The organism is Aurantibacter sp. UH7 (genome assembly GCF_056839165.1).
Genome location: NZ_CM166388.1, coordinates 4,587,755 through 4,607,489, shown reverse-complemented (window position 1 = coordinate 4,607,489; position 19,735 = coordinate 4,587,755). Strand labels below are relative to the sequence as shown.

Sequence of the window (19,735 nt, the reverse complement as noted above, 5' to 3'; positions counted from 1 at the left end):
TATAAAATTACCAAGATGAAATTAGCAATAGTTACAGCATACCCTCCAAGTAAAGTTACGCTAACCGAGTATGCTTATTATTTGGTTAAACATTTTAGATTACAAGAAGATGTAACAGAATTAGTACTAATCACTGACTATACAGACGAGCCTAAAGATTTAGATTTTGAAGAGGAAGGATGTAAGATTACCGTAGAACAAAGTTGGAAATTTAATGGTTACGCGAATCTTTTAAATGTTAGTAAAACTATTTCTAGAACCAAGCCAGATGCTGTATTATTTAATTTACAGTTTTTAAAGTTTGGGGATAAAAAGGTGCCTGCAGCATTAGGTTTAATGTTACCTATGTTTTGCAAATTTAAAGGTATACCAACCATATCATTGCTTCATAATATTCTTGAACAAGTAGATTTAGAGAATGCTGGTTTTACCAAAAATCGATTGTTACAGAAAGCCTATAATTTTATTGGTACAACATTAACTCGATTTGTTTTAGCCTCAGATATCTTAGCAGTAACAATTAGTAAATATGTTACTATTTTAGAAGCGAAATATAAAGCTAGAAATATTGCATTAATTCCTCACGGTTCTTTTGAAACACCACCAGAGCCGAATTATCAATTACCAACAGGGCCAAAACAAGTAATGGCTTTTGGTAAGTTTGGCACCTATAAAAAAGTGGAAATATTAATAGAAGCTGTTGAAGTAATAAGAGCAAGAACGTCTGAAGATATTGAAATAGTTATTGCTGGTACTGATAGTCCTAATACACCTGGTTATTTAGATGCTATGAAGACTAAATATAGTCACGTTCCGCAAATAAGGTTTACCGGCTATGTAGCCGAAGAAGATGTTCCTGGTTTGTTTGGTGAAAGTGCAGTTACTGTATTCCCATATACATCAACAACTGGTAGTTCTGGTGTTTTACACCAAGCCGGTAGTTATGGTAATGCTGTTGTATTACCAGATTTAGGCGATTTAGGTGTATTAGTAAGAGAAGAAGGGTATACAGGTGAGTTTTTTGATCCAGCAAGTACAGAATCTCTAGCAGATGCTATCGAGAAAATAATAGTTAATGAAGACTATAGAATAGAATTAGGTAAAACTAATTATAAAGCGGCTTGTTCGTTACCTATGTCTGAAATTACAAGAATGTATGTTGAGTATTTTAAAGCAATAAAACTTTCTAAAAGTGAAGGTTTTGAGCTTGATTTGCCTAAGAAAATTAGTGAGCTGGAAGATCAGCACGCTTAAAAAAAAGGTTAGTGTTAATGTAAGGGGGATAGCAATTAATGTTATTCCCCTTTTTTATTTTTGTATTAGAATATTGAATATTTCCTTTCTGTTCCCTTCATGGTCAATAAGTCCAAAATAACCTTGTTTTTTTGTCTTCCAAGGTAAACTACCCGCTACAGCAGTAGGTACTTTTTCAAAATCATGAAGTGTCCAAAATATGAATGGTATTCCCGCATCTTTTAATTGATTCTGCATGGTAGTATAATATGCTATATGTTCTTTTTCACTGCTTTGATATAAATTCCATAGGCCATCATAAGATGAGTAACCATATTCTTGCAGGACAATAGGTTTCTCGTTCACAGCTTTTTTTAAATGGTTGTGAGCAGTTAAAAAATCTTTTGGCTTTCTATAATAATGATACGATACAAAATCGACTTCATCAACCAGTTCAGCTGCGGCTTCTGGACTAGACCACCCAATAGTGGTAGGATGATTGGGATCCCAAAGTTTTATTTTGGTATTCATTTCCTTAAGCCATGAAAGTACCATACGGCGACCTCTAGAATCGAAATCTAAGTCTGGCTCATTTTTAATATCCCATGCCAATAATGCTGGATGCTCTTTAACCGCATGCACGATACTCTCCGCATGTCTTTGGGTTAAGGTCCAATTTGGAATGTCATAGTCCCCATAGAAATCGAAAAGTGTTATAATAACTTTTAAATTATTTGTTTCAGCCAAGTCCAATACCCTTTTTAATTTATTTAGTTTTTTGAATTTTACATCAGCTTTTCCGAAATCTTCATACTGTGCAAAAATGCGGATTGTATTTAACCCCATTTCTGTTATTATCTTGAAATCGCAATCGATTATTGTATCGTTAAAATTCTTTCCGAAAGTTTCCCAAGGTGTTTTTCGTGGATAATAATTCAATCCCTTTACATTAGGAATATCAGCTACTATTGCATTAATATTTCGTTTTATTTTAGTTTCTTTAATTTTCTGTTGCTGTATTTCGTTAAAGTGTCTTATTCTCCAAAAACCATCTTCTAACAACATCATTACTTGATAATTGGTAGTGTCTTTCTGTTGGAATAAAAGTGAATCGCCTATATAAGTTTCTTGATAACGTTCTACATTAGTATCAGTAAAAACTACTAAGGTTCCATCTTCACTATAGAAATCTAATTCCGGAAAATGTTCTAACGTTGTTGCTTTATATGAATTCTCGTTTTTAATATTAAAATCGATATGTTCAAAAATACGAGCCCGGGCACTATCTGTATAAAAATCAGCAACACCATAGCGGTCATTTTTCTTATATGCTATATTACGCACGTGCCAGGCATTTAAGTAATCTCGTTCTATTTCTTGTAATGTTTGTTTCTCCATTGGCCGCCCAGGATTATCAGTATTTCCCCAAGTTACCTTAGGTGCATATACTTTATCCATTGGCACTTCTAAATGAAGCATCGAAGATTTATCTGCACCCGTATTTAAATAAGACAGAACGGCTCCAATACCTGATAAAATAAGACCGTTGATGGCTATAAAAGAAGCAATCAATAGAACTCTATAGATATTTTTTGTTAGCTTATTCTTCATCTAGTTTTACATCGAATTTCTTAGTTATTCCGGCTGCTTTAATTATAAGCTTATAATCTCCATTAGGATGATATTCTTTGGGGATTTCAATTTTGCCTAATCCATTTACTGAACTCACCTTTTTACTTTCAAGAAAATCGCCAGTGTCGTCATAAATATCGAGCTGAATCGATATTCCATCGGGTATCAATTGCTTCATAAAACTCTTCAATGGGCCCACTACTACAGAACGATTAAAGTTTGAAAACGAAACTGGATAATCGACTATTGCTGTTTCAAATTTTGTAGTAAGACTATTGCTTTTGGCTGCTCCAGTAACATAAGCCGTAATATTCCAAGTGTCTTTTTCTGATGGATGAAGTATAGAAGCTTTAGCAATACCATTAATAGTTGGGGCGGCGGTTTTTAAGTATGCTCCAGCTAAATTTTCTATAATAAAATTTACCATGGTGCCATCACTTATTATATTTTTGTATTCATCTTTTATGACATCTGTACGTAATTTTAAAATTTGATTACCATCTGCATAAATGTGATTGCGGTCGGCCTCAATTGTGAATGATTCGGCATTTGTAGGAAACACAATTGTGGTTAATTCTTTAGAAGTAACGCTTTCAAAAGATGTATGTACTAATATTCTTCCCGACTTGTGGGTAGCCTTTATATTTCTCCACGATATATAATCTTTAGAAGGAATGGTAAATTCTGAGATATCCTCTAAAAATTGTGATTGAAATGAAAGTTCAGTTCCTTCAGGGTATATATTATCATAAGGATCAGTGGTCACAGAAATTAGCATTGAATAATCAGTATTACCTGCTGTTATACTTCTTGGCCCAAAATAGGTTTCTAATGTTGCTTTCGATTCAGTTTCAGGCAGGATTTTTAAGCTCCCTTTTTTTGTTTCATTTCCATCCAATATTAATGCCCAGTTACACGGACCTGCTTTCCTACTATACGATTTAGGGAAGGCAAATATTAGCTTATCATCTTTTTTCTCGGGTGATATTATAGAGCTGCCAAAAGCATTCGTAAGCATAAGCTTACTATCGGCACCGCTATTAGTTTTAAAAGTTAGGCTGATGCTATCATTAGCAATATAAGCTGTTTTTTGGCTTAGTAAAATGACACTAATTGTTTCTACTTCAATAGCATTATTCACCGCCTTGTCGGAACAAGATAGTTGGCAGAGAATTATGATGAAGTAGCATAACTTTTTCATTTTACTTAGGATTTCCGACGTAATTATTAACATCAAATTTTATAAATGAAAACCCTTCTCCTTTATATGGTTGGTCTTGTGCATGATTATGGCTATGATCTCGATTTGGAAAAACCTTTTTTGAAATTGATGCATTAGGTAAACCGTTTACAAAACAATTCTCTAGACTACTCTCTATTACCTTAAGGTCATCTATGTTTAGAGGCTTATAATTGAAAAACTGTTTTCTTTGAACCCGAACACCTTCTGGCATAAATTGATGGTCTACCCAAAGCAATTCATGATTCTCGTCATAGTACGAAATTAGTAGCTGAGGTATTGTTACTTCTTGTATGCCACCATTATATAGTTCCCCATTAATTCCATGGTTTGTTATTTCTAAATTTTGGAGTGCAACACTTTTATATAAATCTGTATTGGCGACATTACCTGCCGATTGCAGATTGAATTTTACTGGTTGTTCTTCCAGTGCTATTGGAGTAAAATAATCTGGATCGAAAGTTGGTGGCATAGTGTCTTTGGTAGAAGCCCATGCAATACCCTCAAAGTTTACTTTATAGGGTGTCGTTTCTTTAGGCATTAATTTATGTTTCATATGAAACTTTGCATTATACACTGCCAATTCCTTATCTAAATCGTTATATAATGTAGCTTTTACCACAACGTCTGCAGGTACATCGTCAACGTTTTGTAATTCTCCAATAATACTATATTGCCCATTATAACTAACTACTTTAGCACTTAAAATCTCAAGTACAGGTTGTTTTAATACATCTTCATGGTGTGTTTGTTGGGTGGTTATTTTACGTCTACCATGATTATAGAACGTTGTTGTATTTTCTGTAAAAAGTTGATCTGGTGGAATGTCACTATCTTTTTTCTTAGTTTTTACATACCACTTACCATCGTTTTTTATAAGTTCATGGTAGAAATTTTTATGAACCCGTTCTAAAGGAGTTATCCATCTTGTTCCAACCTTGGCTTTTGCACTAATATCGGTTTCGTCAATAATTTCAATGCCTATAGAATCTAATTTGGCATAGGAACTTAGTATACCATCTGTTACAGAAACCTCTAACATATATTGGTCTATGGTAACATTTGCATTGGGGTCAAGGTATGAGTATGCTCTTTCAAATTCTTTAAAATCTATGGCATCATAATACGATTGAACTGTATTTTTTGGGGATAATTGTGCTGTATTTTTAATATAAAATATATAGAGACCGTAACCCAAACAAAGCAACACAATAACTGCCCATATGTGGTTTATTAAAACAAGTTTCTTTGGAAACTTGTCATATGCTACAGATAATTGCATAAAATTTGGAAGTTCACCTTTGCGCGCTTTAAGTTTTCTCAGCCAAAGCATCATAATATTCACTATAAAAGCAAATATTACTGTTAGCATTGGTATAAAGCCCCACATTATATTTAAAAACAAAGGTGTATGTTCTTTTGGTAATATTTCGGGAAGTGGAGGTACATTTAATTTTTCCCAAACCATTATTCCATTTTCTAATTGCTGTAAACGTTGCCATCCGCAGAAATAGAGTATAGGGTCGTAGAACTTATCATTAGAGAAAATATACTTTAAATTGTATTTCTCTGGCACCGTTAAAAACTGTTGCAAAGAGCCAATACCCTCTACACCGCGAAATTTTGAATTCTCAATACGTTCTATTGCTCTTGTAGTCAATTCTGGTAATCTTCTCGCCGAATGATAATTTCCGTCGACAGTCATAGCCATTGTCTGAGCTGATAACCATGCCATTTGATCACCAAATCCTAGAGGTAAATAACGCCATGCATCATGCGAATCTTGACTTAGAAAATTTACAATGGGTAGCATCTTAATTTGTGATGGCTGCGAAGGTCTAAAGTATCCTAGAGTCATTGTAAAACCAACCATAAGTAAAAGTCCGCCAGCTAAAGCACCACCTAATATTCTATGATAAACACGACCATACATTGCTTGTATTCGCTCTTTTAAATCTCCTTCTACAAATCGATAAGCAAATTCTCCAAAAATTGGGAGCGCCATAATTGTCGCCCATAAAGTAAACCGGTCTAAGGTTAAAATATTAAATGCAGTTTCACCTAGTAACTTTAGTGGAATGGGTGTTGTTCCTCCAGTACCTAAAATTGTAAGCATGGTAAAGGACATTCCGAAAAACATGTATCGTTTACTGTAAAATCGATAAAAGAGATACGGCATAATAAAAAGCAATATTCCCCATGGAATAACAAAGAAAACTAAGCCCGACGAGGTTACTTCTAAAAAGTTATCTCTCGAACCATGTGGTATTGGGACTTGTGTTATCGGATTCCTTTTTGAATTATACCAATAGGGGAGAATACACGTAATTATTAACACTAATGATGCACCTCCAAAAATAACAATTCGCCAAAAACTCTTTTTAAATGCTTTGTAGAATACTTTAAAGGATACGTCTTTAATGGTTGGTACTTCTTCTCGAGCAGCATCCATTACAGCCATTCCTAATAATGGGAATATAAAAAAGACCATACCAAAAATTGGAGTAACATGATGCGAGGTAACAGTAACAGCTATTAAGGTTAATGATGATAATAAGTATCTGTACTTCCCTGTTTTTGTCCAGAGATAAATCTCAGACATTACATGTAAAAGTATTGATAGTGCACAAATACTCGGTAATTGGCCGAAAATGTGCAAAGTTTCTATAAAGGTGGATGAAAAAACAGCAATAAGCGCTGTATAACCGGCAACCCTTTTATTGCCTGTCATTAATGCAGCAAACCTATAAACACCTGTAATAAATAATACAATACCTATAATACCTACGGTGAACATACCGAATTTAAGTCCACCAATATGTGATAGCAATCCAATCGTTTGATGAATTAAAGGAGGGTACGATTGTACTGTAAAGCCAGTATACCAGTGATAATCCCAAGGCTCGAACCAATCTGCAGCGTAGTGACTAGCAAAGAATAAATGAATTAAAGCATCATAAGTATATTCTAGTGTGAAGAAAATACTTGAACCATGAAATGCTAGCCCAATAATCAAGGCTAGTATTAATAAAGTATTTGTTCTTTGAATGACTTTCATTGTAAGAAAATATAACAAAATAAAGCTGTTATTATTGTATATATTTCCCTTAATTATGGGTGTGTAGTATATCGATGAGGTTAATGATAGTAGACAGAATCCGAATTCGTCTTTTTGGTTTCTAGTATTCTATAAAAAGATATTTCCAAATAGAATTAGAATCTATCTGTTATTCTTTCTGGGTACATTTGATTTTCTAGAAAAATTAAGTTTAAAATAGGCGAGTGATAATTAGCGAATTATTGCCTGCTTAACAGCTATACGGTTTAGATTATCTAAATTGGGATATAGTGTTCTTACTATTTATTTACCTTCTGTAATGGGCCAATTCCAATTAATTAAATCATCGCTCCAAGCAATTCCTAATGAAGCATTTTTATCAAAATCACCTTCTTCTTCAGTTTTTGGTCCAGAACCATGATAAAACATAAGGTACTTTCCAAACTTATAATCTAATCTAAGATCAATTACTGTTCCAGCAGAAATTCGACCTTTAGCCCAACGCCATTTATCTTGTCCTAAAACAATTAAATTACCCCAGTCTTTCCAGTTTTTAAGATTTTTGGAACGCTTAATTGCAATACCATTTTGAGGTGAATGGAACAAAATGTATTCATCATTTTCAGTTAATACGGAAACATTCTCTCCGGACTCTGTATTACAACAATACATCCAATTCTTAAAGTCGTAACTATAAGACATACTTACACCATTTTGTTTGTAAAAGCACCACCATTTGCCTTTTTCATTTTTATCTTCTATTAAATATGGATCAATCATTCTCCCCATTTCAGACTCTTTTACATCTAAGCCTTTTACCTTTAAAAGCTCAGGCTCGCTCCAATTTTCTAAATCTTTACTTCGCATTATAAAAACCCTAGCATCAGCAGTTCCATAACTTGTCTCATCTATTGCTCGCAAACTAGGTCTTGGATAAGTTTGTAAGCTTAATATCCATTCATTTTCAAATCGAATAACATTCCCTGGACTGCAGAAATTTAAATTCTGATTTTTTGGTGTAATTATTTTTTGGGGGCTCCAATGTTGTAAATTGGTTGAAGTACTTAAAGCTGTATACGAATAGATTAATCCGTTTTCAGATTTAACTAGCGTATAAAATAGGTGAAAGATATTTTTGTGATACAGAATTGCGGGGTCTCGATATGCAACAGAATCATTTCCTTCAAAAAGTATGGGAGATTTTAAATTATTTAAAATTGAGCTTTGTGAATTAGTTTTATTAATAATGAAAAGTGTAAAAACTAATAGAGCAATACGAAGTTGTTTGTTTGAAATCATATTTTAAATTGATACTTATTTCTATTTTAAATTTATACCGGGCTTCAGCGCTGCAAATATTACTTCTGCATGTTGAAAAATCACTAAATGTCCTTCATCTGGAAACAAATTCAAAGTTGAATTTTTAATTTTATTTTTCATTAATTCTGCCCATTGATACGGAACGTTGTTATCATTTTTCCCTTGCCAGAATGTAATAGGAACTTGAATTTTGTTTAATTCAAACATCCAGTCTTTTACTAGTATTTTAGATATTTCATAAGCTACACCGGCACTTCCTTGTCGAAAAGCTTCAACGAACATTCTTTCAATAATATTCTTTACGGCTTCGTTTTCAAGAATCTTTTGATCAGGTACACTCATTATTTTTAAAAAATTTTGGAGTACTTTTTTTGGGTTTTTATTTAATTGTTTAGTTTGAATTTTAAGTAATATTTTTAATAGAAATGGAGTTGACTTTGCTAGATTCAGCATTAACTTCACCTTTTTTGATAGTAATTTTTTGCTTTCAGAATTCAAAGGTGCAAAGCCACTAATAATTGCGGCCTTTTTAACTTTTTTAGGCATTTGATGTGCTATTCCAAGAGCAAATGGTGAACCTGCTGACATACCAGCTACAGAAAACATATCAATTTTTAATTTTTCAATTAATTGCTTAACATCATTGACAAAAGTGAGAATTGTACCGCAAGGGTTAAAATCTGAAATACCATGCCCAGGGCGATCTATGGTTATTATTTTCAATTTATTTTCGACAGCAAAAGACATGTCATAATGCATTTCGATACGAGAACTTTGTGAACCATGACAATAAATAATAGGATAACCATCTGAACTACCATGGATTTCAAACCCCAGTTTTCTTCCATCGTTTAGGATGATATGTTGGTCAACTTTATTCAATATACAAGTGCTTTTAATTGTTTAAAAATAGAGAATTACTATCGTATAAAATTTTCCTTCAATTTATTTCTTAGGATATTAGTTGTGGTGATTTGCAATTAATTATTCTCTTGATTCTCAATTTGTGGGAAATCTATAAGAAATTGATTAGCTAATCTTTTGGCGCCGATAGCTGTTGGGTGAACTTCGTCTTTAGCTAGTAAATCATGTGACCAATTACCATCACCATCAGATACCGCCTTATCAAAGTCAATAAATCGATATCCCGATTCTCTTATAAATTTATTTTTCTCTTTATGGTTTCTGGAAGGCACGGAAGGAATGGTAGAAAGGATTAATTTAATATTATTTTGTTTACATAAATCTATTACTTTTTCGGTATAAACTTTCCATTCTGCATCTGCGATTAATGCATCACTTTTATCATTCATACCCAAACACCATATGATATATTTTGGTTTATGAATTGAAAGAGCTGAAGTTAAAAAGCCATAGGAATCAATAGACCTTCCACCTGGTAGTCCATCACATAAAAATTTATAATCTTTATTATAAATGTAATAGGGCCATCTTTTAGGACTAGCACAATTCACATAGCTGTCGCCGAAAATAAAGACATTTGCTTTATACTCGTCACTATTAAAACTAAACCTGTCAATATTAATAATACTGCCCATTGAACGTACAAAAGGACTGTTCATACCCACGAAATCAGAATTGATTTGCAAGGTGTCTTTCTCATTTATTATAGTAACAAAACTTGAATCTAGTTTCCTCTTGATATTGATAGTTAAACCTTTTTGCATTTTTAAGTTATGCTTGTACGCTTTTCTTGTTTCAATGTTGGTAACCTTCTTGCATATAAGACTGTCTTTGGTTAACAGTATATTACTTGATAGATATCTACCAGAACCTTTACCGATTATTAAACTATCGAACTGCTCAATGAAACCGCTAAAAGAAATTTTGAAATTTTGTTTTAAGGCTGAGTTTATAAGTTTGTATTCCTCGCCATCTTTAAGTGTCAAATTTGTAAGTTCTTTTTTTAAGACTTGGAATTCTTCTTTAGTAGTAACATTGGTTTTTACAGGAGTCTCTTCTTTATTTTTAGTAATGAAGCAATAAAGTAGAACTGTGCCCATTAAAATCACTAAGCCAAGAAGCAGTTTGTTGAGGGTAGAATTTTTCATCAATAAGAAGTAATTAAATTTAGGTTGGTTACTACATTCTTTATAAATCTGGAATACAGTATTAAGTAAGCTAAATTTAATTATTTCTAATGGATTTATATATTACCGTTTCTTTGCTAAGTTATGTTTTCAGTACTTTATTTACTTCCTCGAAAACTTGTGGTCTATCGGCAAGCACAATTAGTGTGTCTTGAGCTTCTATTACAGTTGAGCCATTCGGAATTATATAACTATCCTCTCTTTTAATCATAGCTATGATAGCATTTCTTGGAAAGCCTAACTGCACTAACTTTTTATCTACAGCAATACAGTTAGATGTAATTAGTATTTCTTTCATTTCAGCCTTCGGGTTTTCCGCTAACAACAAATCGGTTGCATTCAATTTCTTTGCTTTTTCTGGCATACCTACATTAAACCATTTCGCAACAACAGAAAGCGTAGTGCCTTGAATTAAAATAGAAGTAACTGAAATAAAGAATACGATGTTGAAAATCATGTTTGCCTTATCGATACCTGCTAAAAGTGGATAGGTTGAAAATACAATTGGTACAGCACCGCGTAAGCCGACCCAGGAAATATAAAATCTTCTTCTCAATTTCATTTTAAAAAAGATGAGACTGAGAAATACACCAATAGGTCTCGCAATAACTATTAAGAATAAAGAAATAAGCAAACCAACACCCATGTACGGAATTATCTGCGAAGGAAAAACTAATAAGCCCAATGTTAAGAATAGTACAATTTGCATTAACCAAGCTAAACCATCGAACATTTTTAAAATAGTTCTCTTATGTATAAGGTCTTGATTACCTAAATAAACGGCACAAATATATATGGCAAGAAAGCCATTACCTCCAACAAAATCCGTTGCAGAGAAGGTAATAAACATTAAAGTGATTACTAGAACAGGATATAGTCCTTCGAAGTCAAGTTTAATTTTGTTTATGATATACTTACTAAGCATACCAAATGCAAACCCTGCTAATCCACCTAAAATCATTTGTTGTAAAAACATAGGAATTATCGATAGAAAACTTTGATCTTGATTAATTACTAATGTTAAAAATGCAATGGTCAGGACATAAGCCATCGGGTCGTTACTACCACTTTCTAGTTCTAAAGTGGGTCGTAGATTTGTTTTTAATGCGAGGCTTTTAGAACGTAAAATTGAGAATACAGCGGCAGCATCTGTAGATGAAACAATTGATCCTAATAGTAAGCTTTCGTAAATTGTGAAGTCCGTTATATACCATACAAAAGTGCCTAAAGAAACTGCGGTGAATAAAACACCTAATGTAGATAAGGCAATTCCTTCCCACAGAATTGGCTTAACGGCCTTCCAACTAGTATCGAGTCCACCAGAAAATAAAATAAAGTTTAAGGAAACAATGCCAATGAATTGTGCAAGTTTAGGATCGTCAAAATGAATTCCTCCAATACCATCGGAACCCGCCAACATTCCAATTGCCAAAAAGAGGAGTAATGTAGGAACGCCAAATTTGTAAGATGTTTTACCTGCAAAAATACTTATTAGTAGGAGCAAAGAACCTACTAATAGTATGTTTTCAATTGTTAAATTCATTAATTCTTTTTCACAAGATTCGCTATACAAAGTTAGCGCTTCTCTTTAAGTAAGAGGACATTAAATTGCTGATGTTTTTTAATAGTATATAGATTAGGCAAAAGAAAATATGTCATAAACTGAAAATAAAATATGACATTTATTCAGAATTCTGACAAGATTTCAGCTTATGAATTATAGTTGAAAAGAAGGAAAGAGAAAATTTTGTTTTGGCATTTTTTTTGTATAAAAATTTCTGAAATCGCAGTTGATTTCAAATTTGAAATATTGTTTAATTAAAATTTTGTTATTATGAGCAATTTAGTAAATGTTCCTAAAAATGGAGGTTTGGCAAACACTAATTCAAATACAAGCTTCCCAACTTTGTCTAACTGGATAGAGGATATCTTTAATAGAGATTTACCATCTGTGTTTACTTCAAATTTTAATACAGGTATTACTTTACCAAAAGTAAACATAAAGGAAACTGCCGATGATTTTAGGGTAGAAATGGCCGTTCCTGGTTTAAAAAAATCCGATTTTCATATAGATCTCGATAATCAATTGTTATCGATTTCTACTGAAACGAAGGATGAAAATGAACAGAAAGGAGAAAACTTTACGCGACGAGAATTTGGCTATTCTTCTTTCAAAAGAACTTTTAATTTGCCAGAAAGCGTTGATGAAGTAAAAATTAAGGCAAACTACCAAGATGGTATCCTGAGCATTCTTTTACCGAAAAAAGAAGAGGCAAAACAAAAGCCAGCAAGAACTATTAAAATTTCGTAGTTATATCATTAGGCTTTAGATTATGTTGTTAAGATGGGGCCGAATTTTTCAGCCTCATCTTAACAATACTATTTTAATCTTTATACGATATTGTTATGCCGAGAAAATTTAAACCTGGAGAATGGGTAAAACTAAAAGGGAAAATTGGCGCTCCCAAAATGGTAGTACTTAAATATGTTCCAAAAAAGGATTCTTTTATAGGTTCGGAAAGCAACGATAGGTATTTAGAATGTGTATGGTATAAAAATGGTGAGCGACAGTCTGATGTGTTCCACCAAAACAATCTAATAAAAATGATTGAAACTGGTGGTTTGTTTAAAATATAAAATATGAAAAGTATAAGAAAATTGAAGCTTAATATTTTAAAAGATGAAAAAGTATATTTTGTTTTTAATAATTGCTTCTTTAAGTATTAGCTGTAACGGACAAACACACGATACGGGTAAGGAAGCATTAAATGACGTTGAAAAAAATGGTGACAAAGAACCTAAAGGAGCTTGGAAAGTTGATAAAGAATTTGATGAGCTTGGGAATTTAATACGCTATGATAGTATTTACTCATGGTCTTCTAATGAAGACTATAATGGCTTGTCTTCTGTAGCTAAAGATAGTTTGATGAAATCTTTTAAGTCTAGATTTTATTCTAGTTTTTCAAAATTTCAAGATGAAGGTTTTGAAGATATTTTTTCTCAAGATTCACTTTTTAGTAAACGTTTTTTTAATGAAGATTTTTTTGGAAGTAGCTTTGGTAAAGATTTCATGAATGTTGATAAAATAAGAGAACAAATGATAGCAAAACAGAAAAAATTTCTAGAAAAATATCATTCAGAATTTATAGGTCCAGAAGAGATAAATTAATTCTAAAAAGTGGTTGTTAATCTTTGTGCGTAAATTTTGATTTTGTTCAGTTGTAGAAAAGTCCGTAAGGACTTTTCTACTTTTAAATATTAGGGAATTTTAGATAAAAAGTTGCAATGACGCCCAATTTCTACCTTAATCATTCTTAGCAAAGTAGCCATCGTTAGATACTGAAGCATCGCTAATTTGTATGCTCGCTGTTTTAAACCAAACCTCCGCATAATTTCCATCTGCATATTGTTTTTGAATATCACCACCATGTGTTTCTGCACCAGAGCACCAGTTCATATTTACATCTGGAGATTTACCATTTGTTTGATTGTAACAACCTAGCTTAAAAAAACAACCTTCACCGGTATATGCGCTTTCACGTTCTACACCATCTTGGCCTATGGGAACAAATAATTTTTTCGTTTGCTCTGGTATATCGGCTTTTGTAGCGAACTCCGATTCGATTAAGTTTTTTGTAAATGTTTTAGTTTCGTGTCCTTCACTTGAGAATTTTAAGTTCATTATACCATCTTTTACTTCAATTTCATAACTAAACTCTTCTCCCAATTCAATACCATCTTTTGGTTCTTCTGGGTAGGTGTTTGGAGCTGTACCAACAACAGAAAAGTCATTGCCCCAAACAGCTGTTGAATAATCCCATCTTTTAGAATTATCATCACCGGCAGTATTTATTTCGTAATGCCAAAAAACAGAACCTTTTGTATGCCCAGGAAATTTCTTGTAGAAAATTTTTAACGGTTCATTTTCATGAGCATCAGCACTATGAATTTGGCCTACAACAACAGCGTGTGAAGCCGCAACACGAGCATCACCAGTAGCAGAAACATTCATAACTTTTAATGTAGCTGTCAATTTATCATCTGCAGTTTTAGGATACCATTTTTTAGCCTGGGCTAGTTCTGTTCTTGTATTGTTAGAGGTGCCGTGAGTATCGCCAGCATTGGGTGCTTTGTAAACTACCCAATCTGTTTTACCATCATTTTTGGTATAGAAAAAATCTTTATTTTCAAATTTGTTAGCAATACCAACATTTGAACCATCGCCTAAAATTAATTTCCAATCATCGAAAAAAGGAATGACATCACTCGCATAAACAGTTTTGACTACTTCTTTTGCTTCTTGTGTTTCTGTGGTTTTTTCAGCTTTATTTTTACAACTAACGAGTACGAGGAAAATACCAAGAATAAAAATTGTTGCTACTGACAGGTTATTTTTTTTAATCATCTTCTTAGTATTAGAGTTAAAATTGTTGAACATTTAAGTTTATAGAATCCTAAACTTTAATTACAAGAATTGGAGTCATTAATCTTAAAGATAGCTTTTTAAATATGAATGAGTGTTTAAACAATTAGTTGGAAATAATAACTAGTCCCGGATTCTTATCGTTGTTCTAATTTTAAAAGCACAAATAAGTATCCATATTAAAATCAACGATTCTATAATACGTTGATAAATGCCTTTGAATACTGAATCGGGGTCGGTTATCAATAAGTTTACAAATACAACACTTAAAATTCCTAAGACAATCGCAATACTTGAAAGGCGCTTGTAGTTCTCGAATTTTCTTAATCCGATACCTGTCAGAATGATACTTATAGGAACAAAAACATACACTAATAACGCCATTAAATTATGAATGATTTGCGAAAAACTAGGATTTATAAAATCGCTATTGCAACCACTATCACAAGGAAATATGGCAACTACAATGGTGCCAATACCATAAAATAAACCAAGTCCGAAAAATCCAATTTTAACTAAATTAGAAGGCGGAAAATATTTGTACCCTAAAAATCCAAAAATTGCAAATAAGATGCCACTCGGAATGTGGCCAAAGATTCTTAATTGCATTCCATATACAGTATCTATTGCAAATGTTTCACTTATATACTGACTCGTAACACTATAGTTGTCGATTAATAGTCCACCAATAATACAGGTGCTGGTAAATAAAATAACACCAATAAATCCAACTAAAAATATTATTTTATTATTCATTATTTACTTTCTAATTCCAGATAAAATGGTGTTAATTAAAACTCCTATATAGTGTTTAAATTCTGTTACTGTTGTTTAATTCGTTCATTTATAATGTTCGACATTAAAAGCTGACCTTCTTTCTCTGGGTGAATACCATCTTTCGCTAATGTTGCCCAATCAGGAGCTAGTGTTGAGTGAATGTCAATATAGTTACAGTTATTTTTTTTCGCTACTTTCTCAAACTTTTTTAGTAACCATTTTACCTTTTGGGAGGCACCACGATATTTCTCTTTCATTATATAATCTTCACCACAGGGTGGGGGTGAAACTACGAAAATTTGTGGTTGGTATTCTATATATACCGGATGCGCTTTAATCAGCTGTAACAACTTGTTCATATTATCCGGAATTTCTTTTTTCCGATTATCAAAAACAGCTTTGCAATCATTAGTGCCAAGCATTATTACAATTTTATTTAAACCTCCTAGATTTTTATTTGCGGCATCCATATAAGCGTCAATATTTTTTAAAGTATTGAGCTTGGATTGTTCAAGATTATCAAACCCAATAGTATTGCCAGAAATACTTGTGTTATAAATAAAATCTTTAAAATTTGATTTCTTTAGCTGATTTACCCAACCATTTTCATGGGCGCCATTAGAGTCGCCAATAGTCAAAATTTTATTCCCAGTTATCTGATTAAGTGCAACACTTGTGAGGCATTCATGTGTACCTTCAAAAATTGTGATTTTAAGTAAATCGCGATATGTTTTTTCATAATGAACTAATCTGCCAGCTAGTGAGTCTTTCGTCACGCTAATAAAATTTCTAGCGGTAACCATTTCCAAAATATCTTTTTCAGGAACTAAGGCCGTAGTGTCTATACTGTCAAAAGCGGAAACAGTTTTATTATAAAAGTCTAAAGATTGCGTTATGGGTACTGATCCAGTATAACCATCATGAATGCCTGCATAGAGATACAGTTTACTTTTTCTTCTCTTTTCAACAGGGGTGTGCATATAAAACGGAGAACGTTTTATAGCTTCTTCTTCACCTAAATAATAATTATTCGAATCAAAATTTGAATTTTTTACTGTTGATGAAGCAATGTCTAAGGCATATTTATTACTTCTACCTTCAGATTCGTAATACCATTTTTTTAAATCTGAAATTGGCACCCATGCCGAGAAGGTTTTTACAGGATATTTTGTATTCATGTATGCAAGTAAGGTAGCATGGCCACCTCCACTAGTGCCAACTACATGAATATTGTTAATATCCACTTTACCATGTTTAATGGCGTAGGCAATGGCATCTTCAAGATCTTGAATTACATAGTTGCTGCCCGTGGCTTTAAATGTTTTATTGGCTCCTCTAAAGTCGGGATGTATGTAATTGTAATTTCTTTTTATACAATCGACTACCAATGTATCTTTTTGTGTATAATCTCCACTCCAGGTATGTAGGCTTATAACTAATGGACTATTTTCTTTTGTTGATGGATGGAAGATTGCGGACTGATTCTCATTATCTAATGTAGAAGGAATACTTACTTTTTGACACTCTTCTGGCCATTGGTCTTTCTTGCTACTGTCCCATTGCGGATCTTGTTGCGCTAAGGAATTTGTTAGAATTAAAAAGATAATTAATGTAACTCCAAATTTCATTGATTTCGATTTTATATTTTCATTGAGTTGATTTTTATAGTAGCCAGAAATACTTTTCGTATAACAGATGTTTTTTTAAACAAAATACATCGTTTTACACCTTCATAAAGTGTTCAACGATGTATTTTAATGCTGCTAAATTTCTAAGGAATTAACTATACCTCAAAACCTTTGCGATAGGTTCTGCCAACAAATTGGTTTGCTTCTTCAAAATTAGTAATGCGCATGTTTTCACCATCCCAAAGTAATTTTTTACGCCCAAAGAATTCCATTTTCTTTTCTTCGTTTTCACGACGTAATAAATATGAACGAATAGCCAAATTACCCATAAGTACTGTTTCAGTCATTGGGCCGGCATAATCGAAAGAGGAGGTAAGTCCTAAATGTTCTGCACTTCCAAATCCTGCTTTACAAGCATCAACCCATAAACGTTGGTGACCATATTCTGGTTCATCAAAATTTTCTTCTTCAGGTCCGAAATCTGTTGTGCCATCATTCAAATATAATTTTGGCATTAATGGCGAACTATCATTAATATTGGTTGAAATAATTCCTTTTTCACCAATAATTAAAACACCATTTGCGCTATCTTTTCCACCTATATCATGATCAGCAGGAATAATATCTGGGTGCGACGGACGAATACCTCCATCGCTCCATGTTAATTCAATTTTAGATTTGCTTTTTTCCGTAGCGTCAAAATGCAAGGTGATAAAAGACGATGCTGGGCATCCATCTGGGTTGTAATCAGCCGTCCACATATCAGAATAAACAGCACCTACACTACATTCTGCATCTGTTGGGTATTTAAGCCCCAAGGTTCTAAAAGGAATATCAATTAAATGGCAACCTACATCGCCAAGGGCACCTGTGCCGTAGTCCCACCAACCACGCCAGCTAAATGGGTGTAAGTTTGGCGTGTATGGAATAGTAGGTGAAGGACCTAGCCATAGATCCCAATTCAATGCACTTGGTTTTTTACTTACATCTGGTGTTGGAAAAGGCCCGCCTTGTGGCCAAACTGGTCTATTGGTCCAAACTTGAACTTTAGAAACCGCTCCGATTTTATCATCGTCTATCCATTTTTGAACAATATCTAAATAAGGATTAGAACCGCCTTGGTTACCCATTTGAGTAACGATCTTTTTTTCGCGAGCCATTTCGGTAAGGATACGTGCTTCACGAATATTATGTGTCATTGGTTTTTGAACGTAAACATCTATTCCGCGTTCCATTGCATATTTAGCTGCCGGACCGTGAACATGATCGGGAGTAGAAATTGTTACCGCATCAATATTCTTTTTCTTATCGAGCATTTCTCTAAAATCAGCAAATAATTTTGCCTTCGGAAAACGTTCTACAGATGATTTAGCTGATCCAGAAAAATCTACATCGCACAAAGCGACTACTTTTTCGCGGCCATTTACAGATGCATTTCTAATGTCACTAGCTCCTTTTCCACCTGCGCCAATGGCAGCAAGTGCTAATCGGTCGCTTGGTGAAATAAATCCTGGTCCGCCTAAAACATGTCGTGGTACAATAAAAATAGAGGAGGCAAGTGCCCCTTGTTTAATAAAATTTCTACGAGAATTTTTGTTGTTATTCTTGTCTTTTTTACTCATTAGTGGTCTGGTTTTTAATTGTATTCCAAATTAAAGAAGTTTGACCAAATAAAAAAGTGCAGAAATTTTAATTTTGTTAATAAATGGAGGGTGCTAAATTTTCACTTGTTTTTTGATAAAGAAACGTGAGTGAAGCATTTTATATAGTACTATGCAATTAACGCTGCTTAATTATTAAAACTCTTTTTAATACGGGCCAAATCTCTTTTATTATCGCGATCCTTCATCGTTTCGCGTTTATCGTAAAGCTTCTTACCTTTTGCTAAGGCAATGTTCATTTTAGCCAGCCCACGATCGTTTAGGAAGAGATTTAAGGGGACTATAGTATTACCCGATGAGTTTACTTCTTTTAAAAGCTTTTTAAGCTCTTGTTTATTCAATAATAACTTTCGGGCTGCTTTTGGTCTGTGGTTAAAATGTGAGGCATGAGAATACTCATCTACTTGCATATTAATAATAAAGAGCTCGCCCTTTTCATTAAACTCGCAAAAGCTTTCGGTAATAGATGCTTTACCCAACCGAATCGATTTTATCTCTGTACCCGATAAAACAATTCCTGCTGTATATTTGTCTAGCAGTTCATACTCAAAACGAGCTTTCTTATTTTTTATATTGATGTTTTTCTGTACCACGATGTAAAAATAGTAACAATTATAATAAGCTTCCTAGTATTCTTGTGTAATGAATGTAT

Annotated in this window: 16 protein-coding genes; 4 read left to right on the top strand and 12 right to left on the bottom strand. The window is 33.2% G+C overall.

Annotation, left to right across the window (positions count from 1 at the left end; genetic code table 11):
- The first annotated feature begins 15 nt into the window (after positions 1 to 15).
- A complete protein-coding gene (locus tag UH7x_RS19610; RefSeq protein WP_482361622.1) occupies positions 16 to 1,254 on the top strand; it encodes a glycosyltransferase in 1,239 nt (412 codons plus the stop codon).
- Positions 1,255 to 1,308: 54 nt separating this feature from the next.
- Here the strand turns inward: UH7x_RS19610 and UH7x_RS19605 are convergent, their stop codons facing one another.
- The 7 genes from UH7x_RS19605 to UH7x_RS19575 all read right to left on the bottom strand — a co-directional run bounded on the left by UH7x_RS19605 (position 1,309) and on the right by UH7x_RS19575 (position 12,137).
- On the bottom strand, positions 1,309 to 2,844 hold the full coding sequence (locus UH7x_RS19605; RefSeq protein WP_482361621.1) for a cellulase family glycosylhydrolase: 1,536 nt from the start codon (positions 2,842 to 2,844) through the stop codon (positions 1,309 to 1,311).
- The gene (locus UH7x_RS19600) at positions 2,834 to 4,066 is read right to left on the bottom strand and encodes a hypothetical protein (RefSeq protein WP_482361620.1); all 1,233 of its coding nucleotides are present in this window, start codon (positions 4,064 to 4,066) and stop codon (positions 2,834 to 2,836) included. The genes UH7x_RS19605 and UH7x_RS19600 overlap by 11 nt, the downstream gene beginning before the upstream one ends.
- 1 nt (position 4,067) lies before the next feature.
- Complete coding sequence (locus UH7x_RS19595) at positions 4,068 to 7,163, bottom strand: hypothetical protein (RefSeq protein ID WP_482361619.1); 3,096 nt, start codon at positions 7,161 to 7,163, stop codon at positions 4,068 to 4,070.
- Positions 7,164 to 7,466: 303 nt separating this feature from the next.
- A complete protein-coding gene (locus tag UH7x_RS19590; protein ID WP_482361618.1) occupies positions 7,467 to 8,462 on the bottom strand; it encodes a glycoside hydrolase family protein in 996 nt (331 codons plus the stop codon).
- Positions 8,463 to 8,483: 21 nt separating this feature from the next.
- Entirely contained in the window at positions 8,484 to 9,365 is an 882-nt protein-coding gene (locus UH7x_RS19585) for an alpha/beta fold hydrolase (protein WP_482361617.1), read from the bottom strand.
- Positions 9,366 to 9,463: 98 nt separating this feature from the next.
- Positions 9,464 to 10,555, bottom strand: coding sequence for an SGNH/GDSL hydrolase family protein (locus tag UH7x_RS19580; protein ID WP_482361616.1), 1,092 nt, complete (start codon positions 10,553 to 10,555; stop codon positions 9,464 to 9,466).
- 121 nt (positions 10,556 to 10,676) lie between these two features.
- Positions 10,677 to 12,137, bottom strand: coding sequence for a potassium/proton antiporter (locus tag UH7x_RS19575; protein ID WP_482361615.1), 1,461 nt, complete (start codon positions 12,135 to 12,137; stop codon positions 10,677 to 10,679).
- A 291-nt stretch (positions 12,138 to 12,428) separates the two neighbouring features.
- Between UH7x_RS19575 and UH7x_RS19570 the strand changes: the two genes are divergently transcribed.
- From UH7x_RS19570 to UH7x_RS19560, 3 genes are all read left to right on the top strand, one after another.
- Positions 12,429 to 12,905 (top strand): Hsp20/alpha crystallin family protein, encoded by a 477-nt coding sequence (locus UH7x_RS19570; protein WP_482361614.1) that lies wholly within the window; start codon positions 12,429 to 12,431, stop codon positions 12,903 to 12,905.
- Positions 12,906 to 13,000: 95 nt separating this feature from the next.
- Entirely contained in the window at positions 13,001 to 13,231 is a 231-nt protein-coding gene (locus UH7x_RS19565; RefSeq protein WP_482361613.1) for a YodC family protein, read from the top strand.
- Between the two features lie 43 nt (positions 13,232 to 13,274).
- Positions 13,275 to 13,763, top strand: a complete 489-nt coding sequence (locus UH7x_RS19560) for a hypothetical protein (RefSeq protein WP_482361612.1) — start codon at positions 13,275 to 13,277, stop codon at positions 13,761 to 13,763.
- Between the two features lie 135 nt (positions 13,764 to 13,898).
- Here the strand turns inward: UH7x_RS19560 and UH7x_RS19555 are convergent, their stop codons facing one another.
- The 5 genes from UH7x_RS19555 to smpB form a co-directional block, all read right to left on the bottom strand.
- Positions 13,899 to 14,999, bottom strand: coding sequence for a polysaccharide lyase family 7 protein (locus UH7x_RS19555; RefSeq protein WP_482361611.1), 1,101 nt, complete (start codon positions 14,997 to 14,999; stop codon positions 13,899 to 13,901).
- A 141-nt stretch (positions 15,000 to 15,140) separates the two neighbouring features.
- On the bottom strand, positions 15,141 to 15,773 hold the full coding sequence (locus UH7x_RS19550) for a DUF998 domain-containing protein (RefSeq protein ID WP_482361610.1): 633 nt from the start codon (positions 15,771 to 15,773) through the stop codon (positions 15,141 to 15,143).
- A 65-nt stretch (positions 15,774 to 15,838) separates the two neighbouring features.
- Positions 15,839 to 17,422: an SGNH/GDSL hydrolase family protein gene (locus UH7x_RS19545; RefSeq protein ID WP_482361609.1), complete on the bottom strand. Its 1,584-nt coding sequence runs from the start codon at positions 17,420 to 17,422 to the stop codon at positions 15,839 to 15,841.
- Between the two features lie 155 nt (positions 17,423 to 17,577).
- A complete protein-coding gene (locus tag UH7x_RS19540) occupies positions 17,578 to 19,044 on the bottom strand; it encodes a Gfo/Idh/MocA family protein (RefSeq protein ID WP_482361608.1) in 1,467 nt (488 codons plus the stop codon).
- Between the two features lie 167 nt (positions 19,045 to 19,211).
- Positions 19,212 to 19,676, bottom strand: a complete 465-nt coding sequence (smpB, locus tag UH7x_RS19535; RefSeq protein WP_482361607.1) for an SsrA-binding protein SmpB — start codon at positions 19,674 to 19,676, stop codon at positions 19,212 to 19,214.
- Between the last annotated feature and the right edge of the window lie 59 nt (positions 19,677 to 19,735).